The 23,219-nt window shown below is 61.5% G+C and carries 23 protein-coding genes and 2 tRNA genes; 9 read left to right on the top strand and 16 right to left on the bottom strand.

The annotated features are described in order from the left end of the window. Window positions 1–102: 102 nt before the first annotated feature. Both BMY84_RS13055 and BMY84_RS13050 read right to left on the bottom strand, forming a co-directional pair. Window positions 103–663: a hypothetical protein gene (locus BMY84_RS13055; protein WP_093084385.1), complete on the bottom strand. Its 561-nt coding sequence runs from the start codon at window positions 661–663 to the stop codon at window positions 103–105. A 62-nt stretch (window positions 664–725) separates the two neighbouring features. Then, window positions 726–1,130, bottom strand: coding sequence for a hypothetical protein (locus BMY84_RS13050; protein WP_143075038.1), 405 nt, complete (start codon window positions 1,128–1,130; stop codon window positions 726–728). A 105-nt stretch (window positions 1,131–1,235) separates the two neighbouring features. On the opposite strand from BMY84_RS13050, the gene alaS reads away from it, so the two are divergent. Next, entirely contained in the window at window positions 1,236–3,899 is a 2,664-nt protein-coding gene (alaS, locus tag BMY84_RS13045; protein WP_093084382.1) for an alanine--tRNA ligase, read from the top strand. An 85-nt stretch (window positions 3,900–3,984) separates the two neighbouring features. Here the strand turns inward: alaS and rpoH are convergent, their stop codons facing one another. Both rpoH and BMY84_RS13035 read right to left on the bottom strand, forming a co-directional pair. Continuing rightward, on the bottom strand, window positions 3,985–4,896 hold the full coding sequence (gene rpoH / locus BMY84_RS13040; protein WP_093012644.1) for an RNA polymerase sigma factor RpoH: 912 nt from the start codon (window positions 4,894–4,896) through the stop codon (window positions 3,985–3,987). Between the two features lie 76 nt (window positions 4,897–4,972). Beyond that, a complete protein-coding gene (locus BMY84_RS13035; RefSeq protein ID WP_093084380.1) occupies window positions 4,973–5,926 on the bottom strand; it encodes an RluA family pseudouridine synthase in 954 nt (317 codons plus the stop codon). A 17-nt stretch (window positions 5,927–5,943) separates the two neighbouring features. Between BMY84_RS13035 and BMY84_RS13030 the strand changes: the two genes are divergently transcribed. Next, window positions 5,944–6,345, top strand: a complete 402-nt coding sequence (locus BMY84_RS13030; protein ID WP_093084379.1) for a Mov34/MPN/PAD-1 family protein — start codon at window positions 5,944–5,946, stop codon at window positions 6,343–6,345. 98 nt (window positions 6,346–6,443) lie between these two features. Beyond that, window positions 6,444–7,097 carry a histidine phosphotransferase family protein gene (locus tag BMY84_RS13025; protein WP_093084377.1) on the top strand — a complete coding sequence of 218 codons (654 nt, stop codon included), beginning with the start codon at window positions 6,444–6,446 and terminating at the stop codon, window positions 7,095–7,097. Here BMY84_RS13025 and BMY84_RS13020 read toward each other — a convergent pair. From BMY84_RS13020 to map, 5 genes are all read right to left on the bottom strand, one after another. Continuing rightward, a complete protein-coding gene (locus BMY84_RS13020) occupies window positions 7,078–7,614 on the bottom strand; it encodes a DUF4269 domain-containing protein (RefSeq protein ID WP_093084375.1) in 537 nt (178 codons plus the stop codon). The two genes, BMY84_RS13025 and BMY84_RS13020, sit on opposite strands and share 20 nt — an antisense overlap. Then, complete coding sequence (locus tag BMY84_RS13015; RefSeq protein ID WP_093084374.1) at window positions 7,611–8,660, bottom strand: NAD(P)H-dependent flavin oxidoreductase; 1,050 nt, start codon at window positions 8,658–8,660, stop codon at window positions 7,611–7,613. Before BMY84_RS13015 ends, BMY84_RS13020 begins: the two co-directional genes overlap by 4 nt. Before the next feature lie 90 nt (window positions 8,661–8,750). Beyond that, window positions 8,751–10,163 carry a type I glutamate--ammonia ligase gene (gene glnA / locus BMY84_RS13010; protein WP_093012281.1) on the bottom strand — a complete coding sequence of 471 codons (1,413 nt, stop codon included), beginning with the start codon at window positions 10,161–10,163 and terminating at the stop codon, window positions 8,751–8,753. Between the two features lie 87 nt (window positions 10,164–10,250). Further along, entirely contained in the window at window positions 10,251–10,589 is a 339-nt protein-coding gene (locus tag BMY84_RS13005) for a P-II family nitrogen regulator (RefSeq protein WP_093012278.1), read from the bottom strand. A gap of 241 nt (window positions 10,590–10,830) precedes the next feature. Next, the gene (map, locus tag BMY84_RS13000) at window positions 10,831–11,661 is read right to left on the bottom strand and encodes a type I methionyl aminopeptidase (protein ID WP_093084372.1); all 831 of its coding nucleotides are present in this window, start codon (window positions 11,659–11,661) and stop codon (window positions 10,831–10,833) included. Window positions 11,662–11,742: 81 nt separating this feature from the next. Between map and BMY84_RS12995 the strand changes: the two genes are divergently transcribed. Continuing rightward, window positions 11,743–12,504 (top strand): competence/damage-inducible protein A, encoded by a 762-nt coding sequence (locus BMY84_RS12995; protein WP_093084416.1) that lies wholly within the window; start codon window positions 11,743–11,745, stop codon window positions 12,502–12,504. Window positions 12,505–12,510: 6 nt separating this feature from the next. Here the strand turns inward: BMY84_RS12995 and BMY84_RS12990 are convergent, their stop codons facing one another. Further along, a complete protein-coding gene (locus BMY84_RS12990; protein ID WP_093012272.1) occupies window positions 12,511–12,894 on the bottom strand; it encodes a c-type cytochrome in 384 nt (127 codons plus the stop codon). Window positions 12,895–13,287: 393 nt separating this feature from the next. On the opposite strand from BMY84_RS12990, the gene BMY84_RS12985 reads away from it, so the two are divergent. The 5 genes from BMY84_RS12985 (at window position 13,288) to BMY84_RS12965 (ending at window position 18,285) form a co-directional block, all read left to right on the top strand. After that, window positions 13,288–14,421 carry a lactonase family protein gene (locus tag BMY84_RS12985; protein ID WP_177204003.1) on the top strand — a complete coding sequence of 378 codons (1,134 nt, stop codon included), beginning with the start codon at window positions 13,288–13,290 and terminating at the stop codon, window positions 14,419–14,421. Window positions 14,422–14,520: 99 nt separating this feature from the next. Then, window positions 14,521–15,099, top strand: a complete 579-nt coding sequence (locus tag BMY84_RS12980) for a GbsR/MarR family transcriptional regulator (RefSeq protein WP_093084370.1) — start codon at window positions 14,521–14,523, stop codon at window positions 15,097–15,099. 107 nt (window positions 15,100–15,206) lie between these two features. Beyond that, a complete protein-coding gene (locus BMY84_RS12975) occupies window positions 15,207–15,863 on the top strand; it encodes a DUF4166 domain-containing protein (protein ID WP_256215228.1) in 657 nt (218 codons plus the stop codon). Beyond that, window positions 15,860–17,365: a TIGR01777 family oxidoreductase gene (locus BMY84_RS12970; RefSeq protein ID WP_093084368.1), complete on the top strand. Its 1,506-nt coding sequence runs from the start codon at window positions 15,860–15,862 to the stop codon at window positions 17,363–17,365. Before BMY84_RS12975 ends, BMY84_RS12970 begins: the two co-directional genes overlap by 4 nt. A gap of 2 nt (window positions 17,366–17,367) precedes the next feature. Continuing rightward, a complete protein-coding gene (locus BMY84_RS12965; RefSeq protein ID WP_093084367.1) occupies window positions 17,368–18,285 on the top strand; it encodes an oxygenase MpaB family protein in 918 nt (305 codons plus the stop codon). On the opposite strand, the gene BMY84_RS12960 is transcribed toward BMY84_RS12965, so the two are convergent. The 6 genes from BMY84_RS12960 to mreC all read right to left on the bottom strand — a co-directional run bounded on the left by BMY84_RS12960 (window position 18,258) and on the right by mreC (window position 23,209). Beyond that, window positions 18,258–18,333, bottom strand: a tRNA-Lys gene (locus BMY84_RS12960). The two genes, BMY84_RS12965 and BMY84_RS12960, sit on opposite strands and share 28 nt — an antisense overlap. Before the next feature lie 45 nt (window positions 18,334–18,378). Beyond that, window positions 18,379–18,454 (bottom strand) — tRNA-Lys (locus BMY84_RS12955). Between the two features lie 108 nt (window positions 18,455–18,562). Continuing rightward, window positions 18,563–19,675, bottom strand: a complete 1,113-nt coding sequence (rodA, locus tag BMY84_RS12950; RefSeq protein WP_093084365.1) for a rod shape-determining protein RodA — start codon at window positions 19,673–19,675, stop codon at window positions 18,563–18,565. Beyond that, complete coding sequence (gene mrdA, locus BMY84_RS12945) at window positions 19,672–21,762, bottom strand: penicillin-binding protein 2 (protein ID WP_093084364.1); 2,091 nt, start codon at window positions 21,760–21,762, stop codon at window positions 19,672–19,674. The genes rodA and mrdA overlap by 4 nt, the downstream gene beginning before the upstream one ends. Next, complete coding sequence (gene mreD / locus BMY84_RS12940; protein ID WP_093021875.1) at window positions 21,759–22,286, bottom strand: rod shape-determining protein MreD; 528 nt, start codon at window positions 22,284–22,286, stop codon at window positions 21,759–21,761. Before mreD ends, mrdA begins: the two co-directional genes overlap by 4 nt. Beyond that, a complete protein-coding gene (gene mreC, locus BMY84_RS12935; RefSeq protein ID WP_093084362.1) occupies window positions 22,283–23,209 on the bottom strand; it encodes a rod shape-determining protein MreC in 927 nt (308 codons plus the stop codon). The genes mreD and mreC overlap by 4 nt, the downstream gene beginning before the upstream one ends. Between the last annotated feature and the right edge of the window lie 10 nt (window positions 23,210–23,219).

Here is a 23,219-nt window from a genome sequence, read left to right as displayed (position 1 = left end):
CATCAAATCCGCAAATGCCCTGCTTTATGCCGCCGCTGCAATCATCCTCATCAGGCGTATCGCTCGTTACGCATGAGATTCAAGACAGGCTCTTAGAGGGAGCTATTTCGCGAGTAGTCCTGAATATGCAACGGCGGTGAATTTATCCGTTGGAAACTCCTTTATGATTTCAACTTTGGCTGAAGATGCCGTGACGCTGTGAACAACGAACTTTGCACCTTCGATTTCGATAGTTGCCGGGAGTTTTGAAAGATCTATTTCTCGCATGTGCTTGAATTGTGGTCGCTTTGCTAAAGATGTAAGGGGCTGATTGCTAATGGTACCATGGACTTCCGGATCGAACTCGGTTGTCATGGTGCCCGATCCTTTTTGATCGGCTAAAATCAATCCAACGGAAAATCTGTTCCCGTCGCGCATAATGGCCGGGCCAATATAAAATTGCTGAGTGTCGGATTTTTCGACGGTATATGGAATAGAAATTTTATTTCTACTGTCCTCGTGAATGGTGATTGGCTGGTAAGAGGGGTTGTCTAGGCCCAGCAGATAAACCGGCAACGGTGCTTGATCATTTACCGGCCTGGTTATGGTGGCATTCATCCCGTGATCAAGAATGCCATCGTTATTGTCATCAGATACGCAAATGCGTGCCTGTATTTTGAACATGCCTGATGATGCGCTGTATTCACTGTCAGGGCTGCAATAGATTTTTCTATGGGTTTCGGAAGTTAGTACCCTGAAATAGGGCGTGCTTGCTGAAAAACTGACTGGCACAGTTTTTTTGCCATCGGCATTATGAACAATTCGGCCGCTGATGTCGTGTTTAGGTGAACAGCTTCCGCCGCCAGCACGGGTTGTAGAAATACGCCCTTGCCGAAGTCTACATCTTCTGTCGTGAGGGCGTTGGTTGGGAGAACCTTCATCGCCCAAGCTGCCTTGCGCCAATTTTCGCCGCTTTGCTGTTGTGCCAGAGCGGTGCTAGCCGTGAGAAATGCTGCGGAAGCTATCAAGCCTTTCAAAGGTGTCATTTCTGTTCCCATTTTATATGTAGCTATTTGTTTGGTGCCGAAGTCGCTGAGATGTCTCGGGCAGTTCGCATATTTGTGGCATGCAGGCCAAGAGGCATCGCTCATCGAGCGGCTTATCTTTCGATAACGATTCCCTTGGCGCACTAAGGATCGCTTTGGCGACCAAATCCCCCGCTTGTGCGGCGGGCCGCTTCCCACTAAATCGCCCCCATGACCTCGACCAACGACATTCGCCGCTCTTTCCTCGACTATTTCGGGGCCAACGGCCACACCATCGTTCCGTCCGCGCCGCTGGTGCCGCACAACGATCCGACGCTGATGTTCGTGAACGCCGGCATGGTGCCGTTCAAGAATGTCTTCACGGGTCTGGAAACGCGCCCCTACAAGACCGCGACGTCGAGCCAGAAGTCGGTCCGTGCCGGCGGCAAGCATAATGACCTCGACAATGTCGGCTATACCGCGCGCCACCATACTTTCTTCGAAATGCTGGGGAATTTCAGCTTCGGCGACTATTTCAAGGAACAAGCGATCCATCATGCCTGGACCCTGCTGACCAAGGAATGGGGCCTGCCTGCCGAAAAGCTGACCGCGACCGTCTACCACACGGACGATGAGGCGTTCGACCTGTGGAAGAAGATCGCCGGGCTTCCCGATCATAAGATCATCCGCATCCCGACCAAGGATAATTTCTGGGCGATGGGCGACAGCGGCCCGTGCGGTCCCTGTTCGGAAATCTTCTACGACCATGGCGACCATATCTGGGGCGGCCCTCCGGGATCGCCGGAGGAGGATGGCGACCGCTTCGTCGAGATCTGGAACCTCGTCTTCATGCAATATGAGCAGGAAGCCAACGAGATCGTTTCGGAACTGCCCAGGCCCTCGATCGACACCGGCATGGGGCTGGAGCGCATCGCGGCGGTGATGCAGGGCGTCCATAACAATTATGACACTGACACGTTCAAAGCGCTGATCGCGGATTCCGCCGCGCTGACGAAGACGGCGACCGATGGCGAATTTCAGGCGAGCCACCGCGTCATCGCCGATCATCTCCGTTCGACCAGCTTCCTGATCGCCGACGGCGTGCTGCCGGCGAATGAAGGCCGCGGCTATGTGCTGCGCCGCATCATGCGCCGCGCCATGCGCCATGCGCATATCATCGGCGCGAAAGACCCGCTGATGTATCGTCTGGTATCGAGCCTCGTGTCGGAAATGGGCGGGGCCTTCCCCGAATTGGTCCGCGCCCAGCCGCTGATCGAGGAAACGCTGCTGCGCGAGGAAACCCGTTTCCGCAAGACGCTGGAAAACGGCCTGCGCTTGCTGGACGAAGCGACCGCCGATTTGGGCGAGGGCGCGACCCTGCCGGGCGAAACCGCGTTCAAGCTCTACGACACCTATGGCTTCCCCTATGACCTGACCGAGGATGCGCTGCGCACGCAGGGTCTGAGCGTCGATCGCGCCGGTTTCGACGCCGCCATGGCGGAACAGAAGGCTGCTGCTCGCGCCGCATGGAAGGGGTCGGGCGAAAAGGCGTCGGACGAAATCTGGTACGACATCGCCGAAACGCTCGGCAGCACCGAGTTCGTTGGTTATGCCTCCACCAAGGGTGAAGGCGAAGTGCTGGCCATCGTCAAGGACGGCGTGCGTGTGGATAGCGCCACCGTCGGTGACAGCGTGGCGATCATCACCAACCAGACTCCCTTTTATGGCGAAAGCGGCGGCCAGAATGGCGATGCCGGCACGATCGGTTCGCTGGGCGGCCTGTCCGCAGATGTGGCGGATACGTCCAAGCCGCTCGGCCGTCTGCACGCTCATCAGGCCGTGATCGACGCGGGCAGCGTCAAGGTCGGCGATACCGTCAATCTGGTCGTGGACGTCGAGCGCCGCGATCGTATCCGCGCCAACCATAGCGCCACCCATCTGCTGCACGCCGCGCTCCGCAAGGAACTGGGCGGGCATGTTACGCAGAAGGGCAGCATGGTCGCAGCAGAGCGCCTGCGCTTCGACTTCAGCCATCCCGAAGCGCTGACCCACGCCCAGATCGCGAAGATCGAAGCCGATGTGAACGCGCAGATCCGTCATAATGAGGAGGTCACGACCCGCCTCATGACCCCGGACGATGCCATCGCGGCCGGCGCCATGGCGCTGTTCGGTGAGAAATATGGCGATGAAGTCCGCGTCCTTTCCATGGGCGTGCCGGGCGAGCCGGGTGGCAACAGCTATTCGGTCGAACTGTGCGGCGGCACCCATGTCCGCGCGACTGGCGATATCGCCCTGTTCAAGATCGTGTCGGAAAGCGCCGTGTCTAGCGGCGTCCGCCGGATCGAGGCACTGACCGGCGAAGCCGCGCGCCTGTGGCTGATCGACCGCGACGACAAGCTGCGCCAGACCGCTGCCGCGCTCAAGACCTCGCCCGACGACGTGCCTGCGCGCATCGCCGCGCTGGTCGAGCAGAGCCGCAAGCTGGAACGCGAACTGGCGGATGCCAAGAAGGCGCTGGCCCTTGGCGGCGGCGGCTCCGCACAGGCGGCTGGGCCGGAAAAGATCGGCGCTATCGATTTCCTCGGTCAGGTCATCGACGGCCTCGACCCCAAGGAATTGCGCGGCATCGTGGACGGCAACAAGAAGACTTTGGGCAGCGGCGTGTCCGCCGTGCTGGCCGTGGTCGATGGTCGCGCCACCATTGCCGTGGGCGTCACCGACGATCTGACGGGCACGTTCAGCGCCGTCGATCTGGTCCGCGCCGGCGTGGAAGCGCTGGGCGGCAAGGGCGGCGGTGGCCGTCCCGATATGGCGCAGGGCGGCGGCCCTGACGGCGACAAGGCACAGGCTGCGATCGACGCGGTCAAGGCTGCGCTGGCGGCGGTCCCGGCCTGATTGGCCGGTACGCCCTTTCATCAACAGGCAACAAAAAAGCCCCGGATCGCTCCGGGGCTTTTTTCTGTTTGCTCCTGATCGATGATCAGGCGGCGGCCAGGCGCGCCATCTTCTCCAGCTTGCCGCCGGCAATGCGCATCATCGCCTTTTGCAGCTTTTCGAAAGCGCGGACCTCGATCTGGCGGACGCGCTCGCGTGATACGCCATAAACCTGGCTCAGTTCTTCCAGCGTCTTGGGCTCTTCGGCCAGGCGGCGTTCGGCCAGGATATGCTTTTCGCGGTCATTGAGGTCGTCCATCGCCTCGACCAGCATGTCGTGGCGCATCACGCGCTCCTGCTCGTCACCGACGCGCTCGTCCTGAAGCGGGTCCGTATCCTGGAGCCAATCCTGCCATTGACCGTCGCCGTCCTCGCGCATCGAGACGTTGAGCGAAGTATCCCCGCCCATCGCCATGCGACGATTCATGGACACGACATCGTCTTCCGAGACGCCAAGATCGGTCGCGATCTTGTTCACGTCGGCCGGCTTCAGATCGCCATCCTCGAACGCATTGATGCTGTTCTTCATCCGGCGCAGGTTGAAGAAGAGCTTCTTCTGCGAGGCGGTGGTGCCCATTTTGACGAGCGACCAGCTGCGCAGGATGAATTCCTGGATCGAGGCACGGATCCACCACATGGCGTAGGTCGCCAGACGGAAGCCACGATCAGCCTCGAACTTCTTCACGCCCTGCATCAGGCCGATATTGCCTTCGCTGATCAGTTCACTGACCGGCAGGCCGTAGCCGCGATAGCCCATGGCGATCTTCGCCACGAGGCGCAGATGCGAGGTTACAAGCTGGGCAGCGGCTTCGGGGTCCTGATGTTCCTCGTAGCGCTTCGCCAGCATATATTCCTGCTCAGGCGTAAGCAGCGGAAATTTGCGAATTTCCGACAGATAGCGGTTGAGGCTGGCTTCACCGCCCAGCGCCGGAACCGCGGGGACATTGCTCTTGGCCATGTCGTCACCTTTCCCTTTCATTGCGCGGCGGGACCCAGAAGAGGCGTCACAGGCGCCGTCGCAAACTTGTCTAAACCTATACGTGAAGCTCGCTTAACAGTTCCTGCATGTCGGCTGGCAACACACTTTGAAACAATAGGGGCTTGTCCGTTGCAGGATGTATGAACCCCAGTGTTTTGGCGTGCAATGCCTGCCTTTTGAAACCCAGCGTTTCCAGTATTGATTTGAAACCTTTTCTTTCTCTACCGTAAACCGGGTCCCCGATCAAGGGGTGCCCGAGATGCGCCATATGGACGCGGACCTGATGGGTTCGGCCGGTTTCCAGCCGACATTCCACCATCGCCGCGCCGCGCAGCCGGTCTATCATGCGGTAATGGGTAACGGCATGTTTGCCGCGCCCTTCCCGATGAACCGCCATCTTCTTTCGATCAGCGTCGGACCGGCCGATCCATGTATCGACCGTTCCGTTGCCCGGCACCGGCACGCCATAAACGATGGCGGCATAGAGCCGGTCGATGCTGTGATCCTTGAACTGGCGGGCGAGGCCTTCATGGGCCTTGTCCGTCTTTGCAACGACCAACAGGCCGGAAGTATCCTTGTCGATGCGATGAACGATGCCCGGACGCGCCACGCCGCCAATGCCGGACAATCGACCGGCACAATGATGCAGCAAGGCGTTAACCAAGGTGCCGTCCAGATTGCCGGCGGCAGGATGGACGACGAGGCCGGCGGGCTTGTCCACCACGATCAGGTGGTCATCCTCATGCACGATGACGAGCGGGATGTCCTGCGCCACCGTATCGAGCGGGACGGGCGGGGGCAGTGTGATGCTGTAAAGCTGACCGGCCGAAACCTTCATTGACGCATTGATCTTGTTCGCCTGCGGGCTTTGTACCTGACCTTCGCCGATCAGCGTCTTCAGCCGCTCGCGCGACAGGTCGGGCAGAAGATCTGCCAGTGCGCGATCTAGCCGCAGCCCGTGCTGCGCCTCACCGATCGCCGTTTCAATGATGGAAACCCCCGATTGCATTGCGTAGGGATGTAGGAATGACGGTCGCAATATCAAGATCATTGTTGGAACAAATCATGGCCCTGGCAGCGGCGAGCCGGGACGAGATTTGCGGCCTGTTGCTGGGGCGGGACGATGCGATCGAGGCGATTTTGCCTGCCGCCAATGTGGCCCCCGATCCCGCAAGGCATTTCGAACTGGAGCCGGCGGTGCTGATCGCGGCGCATCGCGCGGCGCGCGCGGGTGGCCCGGCGGTGATGGGTCATTATCATTCGCACCCGTCTGGTGTCGCCGCGCCATCGGAAACCGACCGCGCCTGTGCCGCACCGGATGGGAGTTTTTGGCTGATCGTTGGGGGTGGGGAGGCTACTTTATGGCGCGCAGGGCCGGATGTGGTGGTTAATGTCGATTTTACCGAAATTTCCCTCGACAGTCGGTGATGGAAAGGCGGCAGGCCGGGCTTGCATCGTGCGGCAGGGCAGCGCATTAGCCAATTAACGCGCCTTTTCTGCCCTCTTATCCAGCGATCTTCATCCGCATGACCAATCCGACCGACAGTATCGAATTTGCCAGCCTGCTCTGCTCGCGCTTGTGCCATGACCTGCTCAGCCCTGTGGGTGCGCTGAACAATGGCCTGGAACTGATGGCGGACGAAACCGATCCGGATATGCGCGAGCGTTGCCTGGACCTGCTGGGCGAAAGTGCGCGGACGTCGGCCAACAAGCTGAAATTCTTTCGTCTGGCCTTCGGTTCGGCCGGTGGCTTCGGCGATGCGGTGCCGCCGCATGAAGCGCGGGTCGCGATCGAGGGCATGTTTGCCGGCACCGGCCGGGTCAAGATCGGCTGGATGGTCGAGGAGCAGTTGCTCGACAAGCTGGCGGCCAAGATTTTGCTCAATCTGGCGCTGATTGCCGGCGATGCGCTGGTGCGGGGTGGGCAGCTTGACATTGGTGCGGAAACGCGGCCGGGCGTGACGGAGATCGTTGTGCGGGCCGAAGGGCCGAAAGTGGTGCTCGATCCCGATTTGCGCGGGGCGCTGGCCGGGACGCTGCCGATCGAGGGGCTGGCTTCGCGGACGGCGGCGGCGTGGATGACGCGGCAACTGGTGATCGAGGCGAAGGGCGAGATTGCGCTGTCGCCGCCGGGCGAGCCGGTGTTATTGTTCGGGGCTTCTATTCCTGAACGGCGCTGAAGCCGCAGGCTGACAGGCGCTTTTCGAGAGCGTCGTCGCTTTCGTCCTCCATGGCGAGAAGGGCGGCATAAGGATCGCCCAATAAGCCGACCAGTGCGGCGAAGGCGGGTTCGGTTTTCAATCCATCCTGTCTTTTGCGGAGGACGGCATCCCTCAGCGATGGCCCGCCAAGGGCGAGCAGGCGGCGTTCGATCAGGAAATGGCGCCAGCCATGCTGCCGGGACACCGGCATGGACTGGCCGAAAATCTCGAAGGGCCAGCCATCGGCGGAGAAGCGCCCGATGACGGCGGGCAGGTCGGCGCGGTGATGTAGCGAAAAATCGGGCAGAGTGCCGATCACTTCGCGCAGATATGCAGCAAAGGCCTGCAAGTCATTGGCTTCGCACAGAATGTCGATGTCGCTGGTCGGCACATCTATGCCCAGCGGCGGCGTTCCGGCGACATGCGGATCGAATGCGGCGAGTTTCGCCATGATGCCGCTGCGGGCCAGTGCCTCGCCATAGGTTATGCGGGTCATGCCGCCTGCATTTCCTTTACCAGTTCGGCTATCAGGTCAGCGGCGGGAAGGCTGCGGGCGAGGGGTGCGCCCTGACCAGCCCATTGCGCGCCATAGCCGCCTTCGCCGCTGGCCCTGGCTGCTTGGTTGAGGGCTTTTCCGGCGTCATAGGCGATGGGATAGTCCGGGATCTGCGCATCGCTGGTCGCGGTCCAATGTGTGAAGCGATTGGCCAGACATCGGGCGGGGCGGCCAGAAATGGCGCTGGTCATCAGCGTATGGTGGGCGGCGGGACTGGACAGGGCAGCGCGATAGGCGGCATCGGCGCTGCTTTCCGGGCAACCGATGAAGGCGGTGCCGAGTTGCGCGGCGATCGCGCCAAGATTGAGTGCGGCCCGGACGCCGTGCCCATCCATAATACCGCCCGCTGCGATGACGGGGAGGTCGCAATGTTCGACCAGCAGGCGCGTCAGGGCGATGGTGCCAAGGCGGGCGTCCGGTGCCTGCGGATCGAAAACGCCGCGATGGCCACCGGCTTCATAGCCCTGTGCGACTATCGCATCGATGCCCGCCGCCTTGATCGCCTGTGCTTCGTCCAGATTGGTGGCGGTGGCGAGAAGGAGGCACCCGGCGTCCTTGAGGGCCGCAATGCGGCGCGCGTCAGGCAGGCCGAAATGGAAGCTGACAACGGCAGGACTGGCCTCCACCAGCATTGCCAGCATGGCATCGTCCACGGTGAAACTGCGATAGATTTCCCGCAGGGATGGCGGCGGGGTCGCACCATATTGTGCGAAGAGCGGCGCGAGGGCGGCGATCCAGCCTTGCTCCACATCGGGTTTCGATTGCGCTGGCTGATGCGTGAAGAGGTTGACGTTGAAGGGGCGACCGGTTCGGGCGCGCACGGCATCGATCATGGCACGGGCCGCAGACGCATCGACGGCGCCGATCCCGATCGATCCCAATGCGCCGGCATTGCTGACGGCCGCTGCCATTTCGGGCGTAGAGACGCCCGCCATCGGTGCCTGAATGATCGGAACGGATAGGCGGAGGGAATCGAGCGCGGTCATGCCCCGCATGTGGGCATCTATAGTACAAAGGAAAAGGCCCGGTCGCGATGTGCGACCGGGCCTTCCCCGAATTTCAGTCCTGATGAGAGATCAGGCGCTGTAGTACATGTCGAATTCGACCGGCGACGGCGCCATTTCCCAGCGATAGACTTCAGGCCACTTCAGTTCGATATAGGCATCGATCTGATCCTTGGTGAAGACGTCGCCCTTCAGCAGGAACTCATAGTCGGCTTCCAGGCTGTTCAGCGCTTCGCGGAGCGAACCGCAGACGGTCGGCACCTGGCTAAGCTCTTCGGGCGGCAGATCGTAGAGATTCTTGTCCATCGCGGGTCCCGGATGGATCTTGTTCTCGATGCCATCGAGGCCGGCCATCAGCAGCGCGGCGTAGCACAGATAGGGGTTGGCCATCGCGTCGGGGAAGCGGAATTCCACGCGCTTTGCCTTGGCGCCGGCGCCGTAGGGAATACGGCAGGACGCCGAACGGTTGCGCGCCGAGTAGGCCAGCAGAACCGGGGCTTCGAAGCCCGGCACCAGACGCTTGTAGCTGTTGGTGGTCGGGTTGGTGAAGGCGTTCAGGGCCTTGGCATGCTTGACGACACCGCCGATGAAGTAGAGGCACATGTCGGACAGGCCGGCATAGCCTTCGCCCGCGAACAGCGGCTTGCCACCGTCCCAGATCGACATGTGGGTGTGCATGCCCGAACCATTATCCTGCGCGATCGGCTTGGGCATGAAGGTCGCGGTCTTGCCATAGGCCTGGGCGACCATCTGCACGACATACTTGTAAATCTGCATGCGGTCGGCGGTCTGAACCAGCGTACCGAAGGTCAGGCCCAGTTCGTGCTGGGCAGCAGCGACTTCATGGTGATGCTTGTCGCAGGGCAGGCCCATTTCGAGCATCGTGCTGACCATTTCGGCGCGGATGTCGGTGCAGGGATCGACCGGCGCGACGGGGAAATAGCCGCCCTTGGCGCGCGGGCGGTGGCCCAGGTTGCCGCCTTCATATTCCTTGCCGGTGTTGGTCGGCAGTTCGATGTCGTCGATCTTGTAATAGCTCTGCGAATAGTCGTTTTCGAAACGCACATCGTCGAACATGAAGAATTCGGCTTCCGGGCCGACATAGATGGTGTCGCCGAAACCAGCCGACTTGACGAAGGCTTCAGCGCGCTTCGCGCAGGAGCGCGGGTCGCGGGCATAGAGTTCGCCGGTGTCGGGCTCCACGATGTCGCAGAAGAGGATCAGCATCGGCGTGGCGCTGAACGGATCGACATAGACGGCGTCCAGGTCGGGCTTCAGGATCATGTCCGATTCGTTGATCGCCTTCCAGCCTTCGATCGACGAACCGTCGAACATCAGGCCCTGCGTCAGCTCATCTTCGCCAATGACGCTCGACACCATGGTCAGGTGCTGCCACTTGCCCTTGGGATCGGTGAAGCGGACATCGACCCATTCGATCTCCTTTTCTTCGATCATCTTCAGGATGTCTTTTGGCGTGTTGGCCATGTGCAGTTGCCCTTCTGTTGAAATACCCCCCCGAAGGGGTTGTTGAAGTCACTCTTCGCCGCCCCCTGTCAGCCGGCGAAAACCCGGTCAGATGGCGTCGCTGTCGCGTTCGCCGGTACGGATGCGGACCGCACCCTCGATATTGGAAATGAAGATCTTGCCGTCGCCGATGCGACCGGTCTGGGCAGCCGAGCAGATCGCTTCCACCACCCGGTCGGCCAGGGCATCGTCGACGACGACTTCCAGCTTCACCTTGGGGAGGAAATCGACGACATATTCGGCGCCGCGATACAGTTCGGTATGGCCCTTCTGGCGGCCGAAGCCTTTTGCTTCGGTGACGGTGATGCCCGAAACGCCCACTTCGTGCAGCGCTTCCTTGACCTCGTCCAGCTTGAACGGCTTGATGATGGCTTCGATCTTTTTCATCACTCGTAATCCCAACCCATGACGCACGCGAGAGTGCGGGAGCGACCCGCACCTTTCTCTCCTTCGAGCGACGAACGACATGCCCCCCAAGGCTGGCGTCGTCTCTCTTGGCAATCAATTACCGTGCCAAATGGCGAATCGCTAGGAATGCTTTCGGCGATGCAGCAATATTTGTCCATATTGCCCGGATTCCGGGCAATATCATGACGTCATGCCTGTTTTTTGGGCAGGCTTGCGATGATCAGAGCTTATAAGGCGGGCAGTTGAGGCCGGTGGGGCTGCTGGTGAAAATCTCGCAGCCGCTTTCGGTGATTCCGATGCTATGTTCGAACTGAGCGGACAGGGTCCTGTCACGGGTCACGGCGGTCCAGCCGTCGTCCATCATCTTCACGCCGGGCTTACCGATGTTGATCATCGGTTCGATCGTGAAGAACATGCCGGGCCGCAATTCTGGGCCAGTGCCGGGACGGCCGATATGGACGACCTCCGGGCTGTCGTGGAAGACCCGGCCCAGACCATGGCCGCAAAAATCGCGGACCACACCATAGCGATGCTTTTCGGCATGTTTCTGAATGACATGGCCGATATCGCCCAGATGGTTGCCGGGCTTGGCCTGTTCGATGCCCAGCATCAGGCATTCATAGGTGACTTCGACCAGACGGCGCGCCTTGATGGACGCTTCGCCGGCAATATACATGCGACTGGTGTCGCCATGCCAGCCATCGACCAGCGGGGTGACGTCGATATTGACGATATCGCCGTCCTTCAGCCGGTAATCGCCCGGAATGCCGTGGCAGATCACATTGTTGATCGATGTGCAGCAACTATGGGTATAGCCGCGATAGCCCAATGTCGCCGGCACGCCGCCGCCGTCCAGCGTCATGCGACGAACGATATCGTCCAGTTCGCCGGTGGTGACGCCGGGCACCACATGCGGCACCAGCGCATCCAGTATCTCGGCCGCCAGCCGTCCGGCCTTGCGCATGCCGGCAAAGCCCGCTTCGTCATAGAGCTTGATCGCGGCGGAGCGTGAAACCGGCGCATCGGCCGTCATCGTCATATATTCGGTCATGACGCTGATTATAGGCGCAGAGGACGGATAATGCGAGAGGGCGGCTAGGCATAGGGCACGGCGCAGGCTATGGGCTTTGCCATGGCCGATCCGACCCGCATCTGGACCGCAGCGCTGATCGTGATCGGCGACGAGATTCTCTCCGGCCGCACCCAGGACAGAAATGTCGCGCAGATCGCGACTTGGCTGAACGTGCAGGGCATTCGCCTGCGCGAGGTGCGGGTGGTCCCCGATGACGAGCCTGCCATTGTCGAAGCCGTCAACACGCTGCGGGTGCGCAATGATTATCTGTTCACGACTGGCGGCATCGGCCCGACCCATGACGACATCACCGTCGATGCGATTGCGGCGGCGCTGGGCGTCGGCGTGGAAATTCATGAGGGCGCGCGGGCTATCCTGTCGGCCTATTATGAAACGCGTGGCGGCCTGACGGAGGCGCGCTTGCGCATGGCGCGCGTGCCAGCAGGCGCCGAGTTGATCGAAAACCGCATGTCCGGTGCGCCGGGCATCCGGAACGGCAATATCTTCATCATGGCGGGAGTGCCGTCGATCACGGCCGGGATGCTGGATGGCTTGACCGGCACGTTGGAAGGCGGTCTGCCGGTCCTGTCGTCCACCATAGGTTGCTGGGTGGCCGAAAGCGAGATTGCCGATCTGCTGGCGGCAACGGAAAAGGCGCATATAGGCTGCCAGATCGGCAGCTATCCCTTCTTCCGCGAAGGACGGACCGGCGCGAATTTCGTGATTCGCGCCACGGAAGCGGTCGTGCTGGGCGCCTGCGTCGCCGACCTCAGCGCCGCGCTGGAACGCGGCGGCTGGGCCGTGACGGCGGGCGGTATCTGATCTGCCTTACTTGGCCTCGGCCTTCAGATAGGCGATCAGGTTGGCGCGATCGGCTGGATTGGGCACGCCGGCAAAGGCCATCTTGTTACCGGGGACCAGTGCGCTTGGCTTGGTGATGAAGGTGTCGATGCTCTTGGCATCCCAGCGGATTTTCGCCTTCTGCATCGCCGGGGAATAAGCAAATCCGGCCAGCGTACCCGAAGTGCGGCTGAAAACACCGGAAAGGTTCGGCCCCATCTTCTTCGGGCCGGGCTTCACATCGTGGCAAAGCGCACAACGGGCGAATACGGTCTTGCCCTTGGCGGCATCCCCGGCCTGGGCCAAAGCGGGTGCGCTGGCTGCGCAAAGAGCGAACAGGACGAGCGTTCTGGCAACAGGCACAAGCGACATTGATGATTTCCCCTTGGTAATGCGACAGCATTGTTTCCGGTCTTTGCCGGAGATGTGCCTTTATGGCGTACCGCATGAATGGGGCTTGAAGCAGGGGGACGTCAATATGCGTTGCTATGCATTGTTGCTGAGAATTTGTTTGGAAAATGCGCGAAAGAGCGCATTTTCGATGCCGCACCGGCCCACACCCCCACCCGACCGCCCAGACATGGTACCCTGATGGGCGGTCGGGTGGGGGTGTGGGCCGGTGCGGATGCGCCGTAGGCGCCCAAAGTCCCATACGGCTTTCAATCGCAGGCGCACACATCCCAATGATAGGACGGGGGAAATATCGCTATCAGACGGGCCTTATGGCTAACGACAATGCGTGAAGCGTGCGCAGGGAGAGAATGGATGAAGGTCGGTATCGTCGGCATGGTCATGGCTCTGGTCGCGACAACGGCAGCGGTGCCGGTTCAGGCCGGGCCGAGCGAACTGGTCTATGTCGGGATGCACGGGACGGAAGTGCGGGCAGGGCGGTTCGATACCAAGACGGGCAGCCTGACGATGATCGGGCCGGTCGCATCGGTGCCGTGTCCGACATGGAGTGTGAAGCATCCGCGCCTGCCCATCCTCTATGTCGCCAATGAGGACGGGAATGACGGTACCAAAAATGGCAGCGTCTATGCCTTCCGGATCGATCGGAAGAGTGGCGCGCTGACCAAGATCGGCGAGGCAGACGCGGGCGGCGGCGGAACGACCCATCTGGCGCTCGATTCGCGATCGATGACCCTGGTCGCATCCAATTATGGCGGTGGATCGGTGGCCACTATTCCCATCCTGCGCGACGGGAATTTGGGCAAGGCGGTGTCGGTTGTCGCCGCCAGCGGATCAGGCCCGCACCGGCGACAGGCCAAGCCCCATGCGCATAGCGCGCAGGTCGATCCGTCGGGCCATTATGTCGTGGTCGCCGATCTGGGGGCGGATCGGCTGTTCGTCTATCCCTTCGACGGCAAGAAACGCACGCTGGATGCGGACGCGGCTGGGCGGGCGCGGGACTATGTCGCGGCGCCCGGCAGCGGTCCGCGGCATTTCGCCTTCCATCCCAATGGGCGCTTCCTTTATCTGGTCACCGAGTTGACGGCGGATATCCAGATGCTTGGCTGGGATGCGACGGCCGGGCGCTTCAGTTTGCTGCAATCGCAATCGACCAATGAAAAGGCGGATAACGCTCAGTCCAGCGCTTCGGAGATCCTCGTCAGTCGCGACGGTCGTTTCGTCTATGCCGGCAATCGTGGTGAAAACAGCCTGCTGGTTTATGCGGTCGATCCGTTGACCGGGCATCTTTCGCTTATTCAGCGGATCGGTTCGGGCGGGGACACGCCCTGGAGTTTCAGCCTCGATCCGAGTGGGCGATGGTTGCTGGTCGCCAATGAGAAATCGGATCGGCTATCGACCTTTGCCGTGGATCGCGCGACGGGCCGGTTGCGCGATACCGGGCATGCTGCGACCTCACCAAAGCCGGTCAGTATCAGCTTCACGCGATGAAAGAGCCGCTATTTAGGCTTTATGAAAGTTGGCGGGCAACTCATAATTGCCGACGGGATCAGGCTTGACACAGATACGCTATCGTTAGATATTTCTGTCATGACAGAAATATCTAACGAGTCGAGCAAGCTGCCCCAGGCCGTGGAGGAATTCGTCCTTCGCTGGGGAGACATGGGCGGGCAGTGGGGCGTCAATCGCTCGGTCGCGCAGATCCATGCTTTGCTCTTCCTGTCCGACCGGCCGCTGACGGCGGAAGATATTGCCGACAAACTGGATATGGCGCGCTCTAACGTGTCCAATAGTTTGAAAGAATTGCTGGCCTGGAAGCTGGCGTGGAAAGCGCCGATGCTGGGGGACCGGCGCGATCATTATGTCGCCGAAACCGACCTGTGGCAGATGGCGAACAAGGTGGCGCAGGGACGTAAGGAGCGGGAGATCGATCCGATGGTCGCTGCTATCCGTGTCGCTATGGCCGGGGTGGACGATCCGCGCATCAGTCCGGTGGTGCGTCAGCGCCTGCACAGCATGCACGACTTCATGAATACGGTAGAGGGTTGGTATCGGCAGATGCTGGATGTGCCCCCGTCACAGATCATGACGCTGATCCGTATGGGGTCCAAGGTCGTGGGCCTGCTGAAGTTCGTCGGCGGCCGGAACAGCAAGGCAGAGCCGGACTGATCCGCTTATTTTTTGATCCTTAATTTCTCTTTATACAGAAATATCAAAAATTACTGGAGGAAGGGTATATGGCATGTTTGGCGATAAAGGGCGAAAGGACGGGTGAATTGCCCGTCGATCGCCCGGACGGGCATCTTCCCGATATGCGCTTTCGCGCTTTGCTGGGGGCGCAGGGCTGGGATCAGTTGCCCGCCACCGTGCGGACCCGTTTTTCCAAGCGTCTGCTGCCCGGTCGGTCGGTCAGCTATGCCGGGCAGGTTACGACTTGCACCATGCGCCCGCTCGGCTGGGTGCTGGCGCAGGCTTGTCGGCTGATCGGCGCGCCGCTGCCGCTGGGGCGAGATCTGGGCGTCGCGGCGATCGTCACCGTGACGGAGGATGGCGCCAGCGGCGGGCAGATATGGACCCGTGTCTATGCACAGGCACGCGGCTTTCCGCAGGTGATCCACAGCGCCAAGCGCTTCGCTGGTCCGACGGGGCTGGAGGAATATCTGGGCGCTGGATTTGGCATCGCCCTGAAGCTGGAGGCTGGCCCGCGCGGCATCCGCTTTCTGAGCGATCATTATTTCCTGGCGCTGGGCAAGTTGCGCCTGCGGTTGCCGGCATGGATTGGCCCCGGCGCGCTCAGCATCGATCATGAAGATCAGGGCGAAGGGTGCTTCGCCTTCACATTGGCGCTGCGGCATCCGTTGCTGGGCGAACTCATTCGACAGGTCGGTCATTTCCATGACCAGCCCGCCGCACAAAAGGAGCCATTGGCATGACCGACCTGCTTTGGATCATCGTCGCGGTGCAGATGGGGATGGGGGCGTTCGACACCTTTTATCATCATGAAGGCACGGAAAGGCTGGCCTGGCGACCGGGGCAGCAGATAGAGTTGCGGCTGCATGGCGTGCGCAATCTCGCCTATGCGCTGCTGTTCACGGCGCTGGGATGGACGATACCACGGGGCGGATGGGCCGTGGCGCTGATCCTGCTGATGATCGGCGAACTGATCATTACGCTGTGGGATTTCGTGGAGGAGGACCGCACCCGGCATCTGCCATGGACGGAGCGGGTGGCGCACACGCTGTTGACGTTGAATTATGGCGTCATCCTTGCGCTGCTGCTGCCCATCCTGATTGGTTGGGCAAAGGAGCCAACGGGCCTGCCGCTGGTTCATTATGGCATGATGAGTTGGTTTTGCGCCATTGCTGCTGTGGGCGTGATCCTGTCCGGGCTGCGAGATCTGGCGGCGGCGCGGCGCTGTCTGCATATCGTTCCGGCGCCCGCCGCGCCGCTGGCAGGCGTTTTGGATGGCCGCAAGGTGGTACTGGTGACCGGCGGCACCGGCTTCGTCGGCAGCCGACTGGTGGAGGCGCTGGCGATGGCAGGGCATGATGTTCTGGTCCTGACCCGCGACCGGAGCAAAGCGATCCCCTTGCTGCAAGCCGGACATGTGCGGATCATCACCACGCTCGACCAGATCGAAGCGGCGGAGCGGATCGACGCCATCGTGAATTTGGCGGGCGAAGCGATTTCCGACCGGCCATGGACCCGCGGCAAACGTATCCGCATCCTGCGGTCGCGCCTTGCCATGACCCACGGACTGGTTCGGCTGACCCAGCGGCTGGAGCATCGGCCTGCGGTGATGATCAGTGGATCGGCCGTTGGCATTTATGGCCTGCGGGGCGATGAAGCACTGCGGGAAGGGGATGGCGGTACGGCCTGCTTTTCCCGGCGGGTGTGCCTTGGCTGGGAGCGTGCTGCGCGGCCCATGGAAGCGCTGGGTGTCAGGACGGTCTATCTGCGCACCGGGCTGGTGCTGGATGCGGCGGGCGGGATGCTGGCCCGGATGCTGGCGCCATTCGAATATGGTGTTGGCGGGCGTTTTGGTGACGGGCAGCACTGGATGAGCTGGATTCATCGCGATGACTTGATCCGGCTGATCGTCCATTGCATCGCCACGCCGACGATCCGTGGCCCCGTGAACGGGACCGCGCCGGAGCCTGTCACCAATCGGGCCTTCACCGCCGCGCTGGGGAAAGCGCTGCATCGCCCGGCGATTGTGCCGATCCCGGCCTGGCCGTTGCGACTTTTGCTTGGCGACTTTGCGCAGGAACTGCTGCTCAGCGGGCAGAAGGTGCTGCCCGAAGCCGCCCTGGCGAGCGGCTTCCGCTTCCGTCACCCATATATCGATGGCGCTCTGGCAGCGATTACCGGCGCGGATCGTAGGGCAGAGGAAGCGCCGCCCATTCGCCATTCCATCCTGCAAGCGAGCCACTGACCATGAGAAATATAGCTTCCCTGTCGCCTGCCGATCTTACCCGAAATATGCTTGTCCGGCGCGTACAGGATGTCTTCAACGACCGGGTCGGGGGGGAGAGGCCGGTGGTCCGGTCGGATAATGCGCTATATCCGCGTGGTTCGGTGATCTGGCGGGTTCATGGCGATGTGACCACGATGATGATCGGTGGCGTTTCGGCGCTGCTGCTTCAGATGCTGCATCCGGCCGCGCTGGCGGGCATATGGGACCATAGTAGTTTTCGGGGCGATATGCTGGGGCGGCTGCGGCGGACAGCGCGCTTCATCGCCCTGACGACCTTTGGGGATCGGGATGACGCACAAGCGGCGATCGCGCGGGTCGCGCAGGTGCATATGCATGTTCGGGGCGTGTTGCCCGATGGTACGCCCTATGCTGCCAGCGATCCCAGGCTGCTCGCTTGGGTGCATGTGTGCGAGGCGGTGGGTTTCCTCGACGCCTGGATTGCCTTTGGCGATCCGTGGATGACGCGGGTCGATCAGGATCGCTATTTCGCGCAGACGGGGCAGGTGGCTCGCGCGCTTGGCGCCGATCCGGTGCCGGAAACGCGCGCGCAGGCAGAGGCTCTGATGCAGGACTTTCGATCGGAATTGGTCCTGGATGAGCGGACAAGGGCGGTGGCCCGGATGATCCTGACCCAGCCGGCCCAGTCGATCGCCATGCGACCGGTGCAGAAGACGGTAATGCGGGCGGCGGTGGATATCCTGCCGGACTGGGCCAAGGCGCAACATGGATTTGGGAGATCACGCGCAACCCGCCCGCTGATACGCGGCGGCGCCTATGGCATCGCGCATTTGCTGCGATGGGCATTCCGGCAGAATGGCCAGTCGGTATCAAAGGAAGTTTTGGAAAGTTTTGGTGGACGCACTAGGGCTCGAACCTAGGACCCGCTGATTAAGAGTCAGCTGCTCTACCAACTGAGCTATGCGTCCACACCTGGCCTTTGGTAATAAGCTTCATCCGGCCTGATGAAGTAATGGTGGACGCACTAGGGCTCGAACCTAGGACCCGCTGATTAAGAGTCAGCTGCTCTACCAACTGAGCTATGCGTCCGTACCGGGGCGGCTAACCGCTCTGGTGTGGGCGGGCTGTTAGCAGCCACTTGGAACTTTGCAAACAGGAAATCGTCAAAAGTGCGATTTTTTTCGCAAGTATCAGATTTTACGCCCAGTTTCGCGAACCTGACCGGCGCTTGCCGGCACGGTCGATCGCCATGATGATGCCTACGCACAGCATCACCGTCAGCATCGACGAACCGCCATAGGACATGAAGGGCAGGGGGATGCCCACGACCGGCGCCAGACCCATCACCATCATCAGGTTGATGGCGACATAGAAGAAGATGGTCGTGGTGAGGCCTGCGGCGGTCATCCGCGCGAATTTATCCTCGGTCCGCATCGCCACGCGAATGCCCCAGCGGAACAGCAGCATGAAGGCCAGGATCAGCAAGGTACCGCCTATCAGGCCCCATTCCTCCGCCATGGTGGCGAAGGCGAAGTCGGTGTGGCCTTCGGGCAGATATTGGAGATGGCTCTGCGTGCCCTGCAGGAAGCCCTTGCCCCAGATGCCGCCTGATCCGATCGCGATCTTCGACTGGCTGATATGATAGCCGGCCCCCAGCGGGTCGCTTTCCGGATCGAGGAAGATCAGAACGCGGTTCTTCTGATAATCATGCAGGAAGCTGAAGGCGATCGGGATGAGCGCCGCGACCGTCAGCCCGGACCCGATGAACAGGCGCAACGGCAGGCCAGCCAGGAACATGACCGTGATGCCGCCCGCCAGGATCATGGTTGCGGTGCCAAGGTCAGGCTGGATGAGCACAAGCGCCCATGGGAAGCCGATCAGGATCAAGGCCGGCCATATCGCATTCCAGCGTCGTATCTCACCCACCGGCAGCATGGCGTAGAATCGCGCAATGGTTAGAACGATGATCGGCTTCATGAACTCCGATGGTTGAAGCTGCATGAAGCCGAGGTTGATCCAGCGCTGGCTGCCACCGGCGACGCCGCCGATCAGTTCCACCAGCACCAACGCGGCGAGCACTGCGCCATAGGCCGGAAAGGCGAAGCGGGCGAAGGTCGTTACCGGAATGCGGCTGAGGACCAGCGCCATGGCGGAGAAAACGCAGAAGCGCACGCCCTGATTGACTGCCCACGGGAAGAGGTTGCCGCTCGCTGCGCTGTAAAGAACGACCGTGCCGAACAGGGCGATCGCCAGCAGCAATGCCAAGATGCGCCAGGGGAAGTCGGTGATGGGCTTCGGTACGATGCTCATGGTGTGGTTCCACCATTGGCGCCGGGCGGCGGCGGAACATCTTCTTCGTCGGCCAACGGCGCTGGCGGAGCGGGTGCCGGTGTAGCGGCGGGCGCGGCGCTATTGGCGGCCGTGGCGTTTTCCGCAGCATTATCCGCCAGTGGCGGAGCCTCGCCCTTTTCGATCGCCTTGGCCAGGCGGAAAGCCGCCATCTGGCGTGCCTGTCTCTCGGCCGGGGTGCCACCCCAGCCCTTTTCCAATGTTTCCAGCTTCTCCAGCGCCTTGGCCGGATCGAACAGATAGGACAGGGTATCGCTGGCGATCATCGGCGCGTCTTCATTGCGGATCGTGTGACCGCCATGTTCGATGATGCAGGCGATGGCATAGCGGGGATTGTCGAACGGCGCGAAGCCCTGAAACAGGGCATGGTCGCGTAATTTGAAGGGCAGGCCCGCATTGCCGCGCACGCCGCCGGCGCGTTCGGCCATGGTGATGCGACGGACCTGCGCCGTGCCGGTCTTGCCCGCGATCATGACGCCGGGAATGGAACTGCGCGCCGCGCCGCCGGTGCCGCCGCCATTGACCACCGCGTTCATGGCGTCGCGGATGACGACCAGATGCTCTTCGGTCGATCCGACCGGTGTTGGCTCCTTGCGTGGGGCGCCATGGATGAAATTGGGCATCAACTGCTTGCCGGTCGCGAGGCGTGCCGCCATCACCGCCATTTGGAGCGGATTGATCAGCATATAGCCCTGACCGATGGTGGCATTCACCGTGTCATAAACCTGCCATTTCTGGTTATATTTCCGTTCCTTCCACGCCGGGTCTGGCACTGTGCCATAGCTTTGGCTGGGGAAGGGCAGGTCGAATTTCTGGCCCATGCCGACGCGATGCGCCATGCTGGCGATGCGATCCATGCCGATGCGCTGGGCCATCTGATAAAAATAGATGTCGCAGCTTTGGGCGATCGCCCCGCGCATGTTGAGCGGGCCGTGGCCGCGCTTCTTGTGGCAATGGAACAGCGTGTTGCCGACGCGGATCGCGCCGGGGCAGTTTACCGTTTCCTGCGGTCCTACGCCTGCCTCCAGCAGCGCCAGCGCCACCATCGGCTTGACCGTGGAGCCGGGCGGATAGAGCCCCTGCAAGGTCTTGTTGCGCAGCGGGACATGATCGTCCTTGGACAGCATTTCATATTCCAGATGGCTGATGCCATCGGAAAAGCTGTTCGGATCGAAGCTGGGCATGGAGGCCAGCGCCAGTACGTCGCCATTCTGGCAATCGATGACGACGATCGATCCGCTTTGCGTGGCCAGTCGCCGCCCGGCATATTCTTGAAGACCCGCATCGATCGTGAGTTGGATCGACCGGCCGGGCGTATCTTGCCGGGTCGTCAGTTCCTGCATGATCTTGCCGCGCGCGGTGACTTCCACGCGCTTGGCACCGGGTTTGCCGGTCAGATGCCGGTCGAACGCCTTTTCCAGCCCATCCTTGCCGATCTTGAAGCCCGGCGTGATGAGCAGCGGGTCTTTGCGCGCCTTATAATCCTCTGCCGTCGCCGCTCCGACATAGCCGAGCAGATGGCCGACGGTCGCGCCGGCGGGATAGTTGCGCGAAAAGCCCTGGCTCGGCGCAACGCCGGGCAGGTCGGGCAAGCGCACGCTGATCGCGGCATATTGATCATAGGTCAGCTTGTCGGCGACCTGCACCGGGCGGAAACCTGCGGACTTTTCCAGATCTTCGCGAATACGATCGACCTCATCCGGCTGCAGTTTCAGCAACTGGGCGAGATGGGTGATCGTCGCTTCGGGATCGACCATGCGCTGCGGGATCAGGTCGACGCGAAAATCTGTGCGGTTGTTGGCAAGCGGCTTGCCGCTGCGATCGAGTATCCAGCCCCGGCGCGGCGGGATCAGCGTCATGTTGACGCGATTGCTTTCCGACAACAGGCTGTATTTTTCGTTCTGGACGACGCTGATCCACGCCATGCGGCCGATCAGAACCGCGCCGACAGCGCCCTGCAACCCGCCGACAACCATCGCGCGACGCGAGAAGGTGAAGGATTGGGCGGCTTCGGTGACGATCTTGCGCTTGGGCGTCAGAAACTTCATGCCATCACGCGCCAGCGGTCGATCCGCGCACACTGGCGGACGACGAAGGGAAACAGCAAAATCGTCCAGACCATCTGGGGGGCGACCAGGGAAAAGCTCACGGAACCTCCGCCGGTGATGCGCGCGAAGAACCAACCACCGGAAATACAGAAGATAATCGCAACGGCCGCGATAAGCCAGTCCTGCCGGTAACTGCGCCACACCATGCGATGTTCGACCCAGTCGATGCCGATCAGGGCGATCGTCCACAGGAATATGGCCGATCCGATTGGCTGGCCGCTCATCATATCATCGAACAGGCCGAGCGGTATGCCGATCCATGTCCGCCAGAGTTCAGGGCGCAACAGCCGCCAGGACAGCAGGATCAACAATCCGAAAGGGGGCAATATCGCCGACTGGGCAATGATCGGCAGAGCCGTCAGAAAAGAACCGATCATCACGGTGATGATCGGTGTTCCTGCCAGCCGGAAGCGCGAAGGATAACGACCCAGCCGAGGGACATGGTGAAGATGCGGGTCGATCATGGCGCCGCAGCGTTACCGCCAGATGTCTCCGCTTCAGCGCCCGCTGCGACCGCAGGGGCGGCCGGGCCGGGACGTGTCACGGCTTCTTCGAACACGCGCTCGACCACGACGGCATCCACGCGCGCGGGGTTGGCGAGCGGCACGCCATAGGCGATTTCACCCTCCGCACGAACAACGACTGCGAGAGGTATATTGGGCTGATAGACGCCGCCAATGCCGGACGTCACCAGCAGGTCGCCGGGCTTGAAGGGGTTGCGCCCGGCCGTAAGCGCCCGAATTTCCACCGATCCGTCGCCAAGTCCGGTGGAAATGGCGGGAATATTGTCGCTGGCGCGGCGTACCGGCACGATATTGCTGGTGTCGGTCAGCAGCAGCACGTCGGCGCTGTTGGGTGTGGTGATGTGGATGCGGCCGATCAGACCTTCGGGCGCGCGCACCGGCATGCCGGGGCGGACACCCTGCCATGCGCCGGCGTTCAACCGAGCGAAGCGACGGGCGCTGCTGGCCGAGGAGGCGATCAGCCGAGCGGTCAGCAGGTCGCTGCTATCCTCATCCACCAGCTTAAGCAGCTTCTTGAGGCGCAGATTTTCCTGGGCGATCGCCTTGGATTCGATGATGCGATTGCGATCCGCTTCTACCTGACGGCGCAGTCCGACATTTTGCGACCCGGCTTGCCAATAGGCTGCCAGAACTTCGTCGATCGAACTGACGCCGCTTACCATGCCCTTCATCGTCACCGATGCCGGACGGCTCACTTCTGCCGCAGCGACACGCAGCGCGGCAAAGCCGGTAGGATCGAAGATGGCGACCACCACAAGCAGCAAGCCAATGGCGGCGCCAACGAGCGCCACCACATAGCTGGCGAACAGACTATATTGCGCCCTCCGGTTGATACCGGGGCGTCGGCTGGGTGGCCGCGCCATCTAAGCCGTC

It is taken from the genome of Sphingobium sp. AP50, assembly GCF_900109095.1.
Classification (GTDB): domain Bacteria; phylum Pseudomonadota; class Alphaproteobacteria; order Sphingomonadales; family Sphingomonadaceae; genus Sphingobium.
Note: the sequence above shows the minus strand (reverse complement) of the source record. Positions and strands in the feature narration are given on the sequence as shown.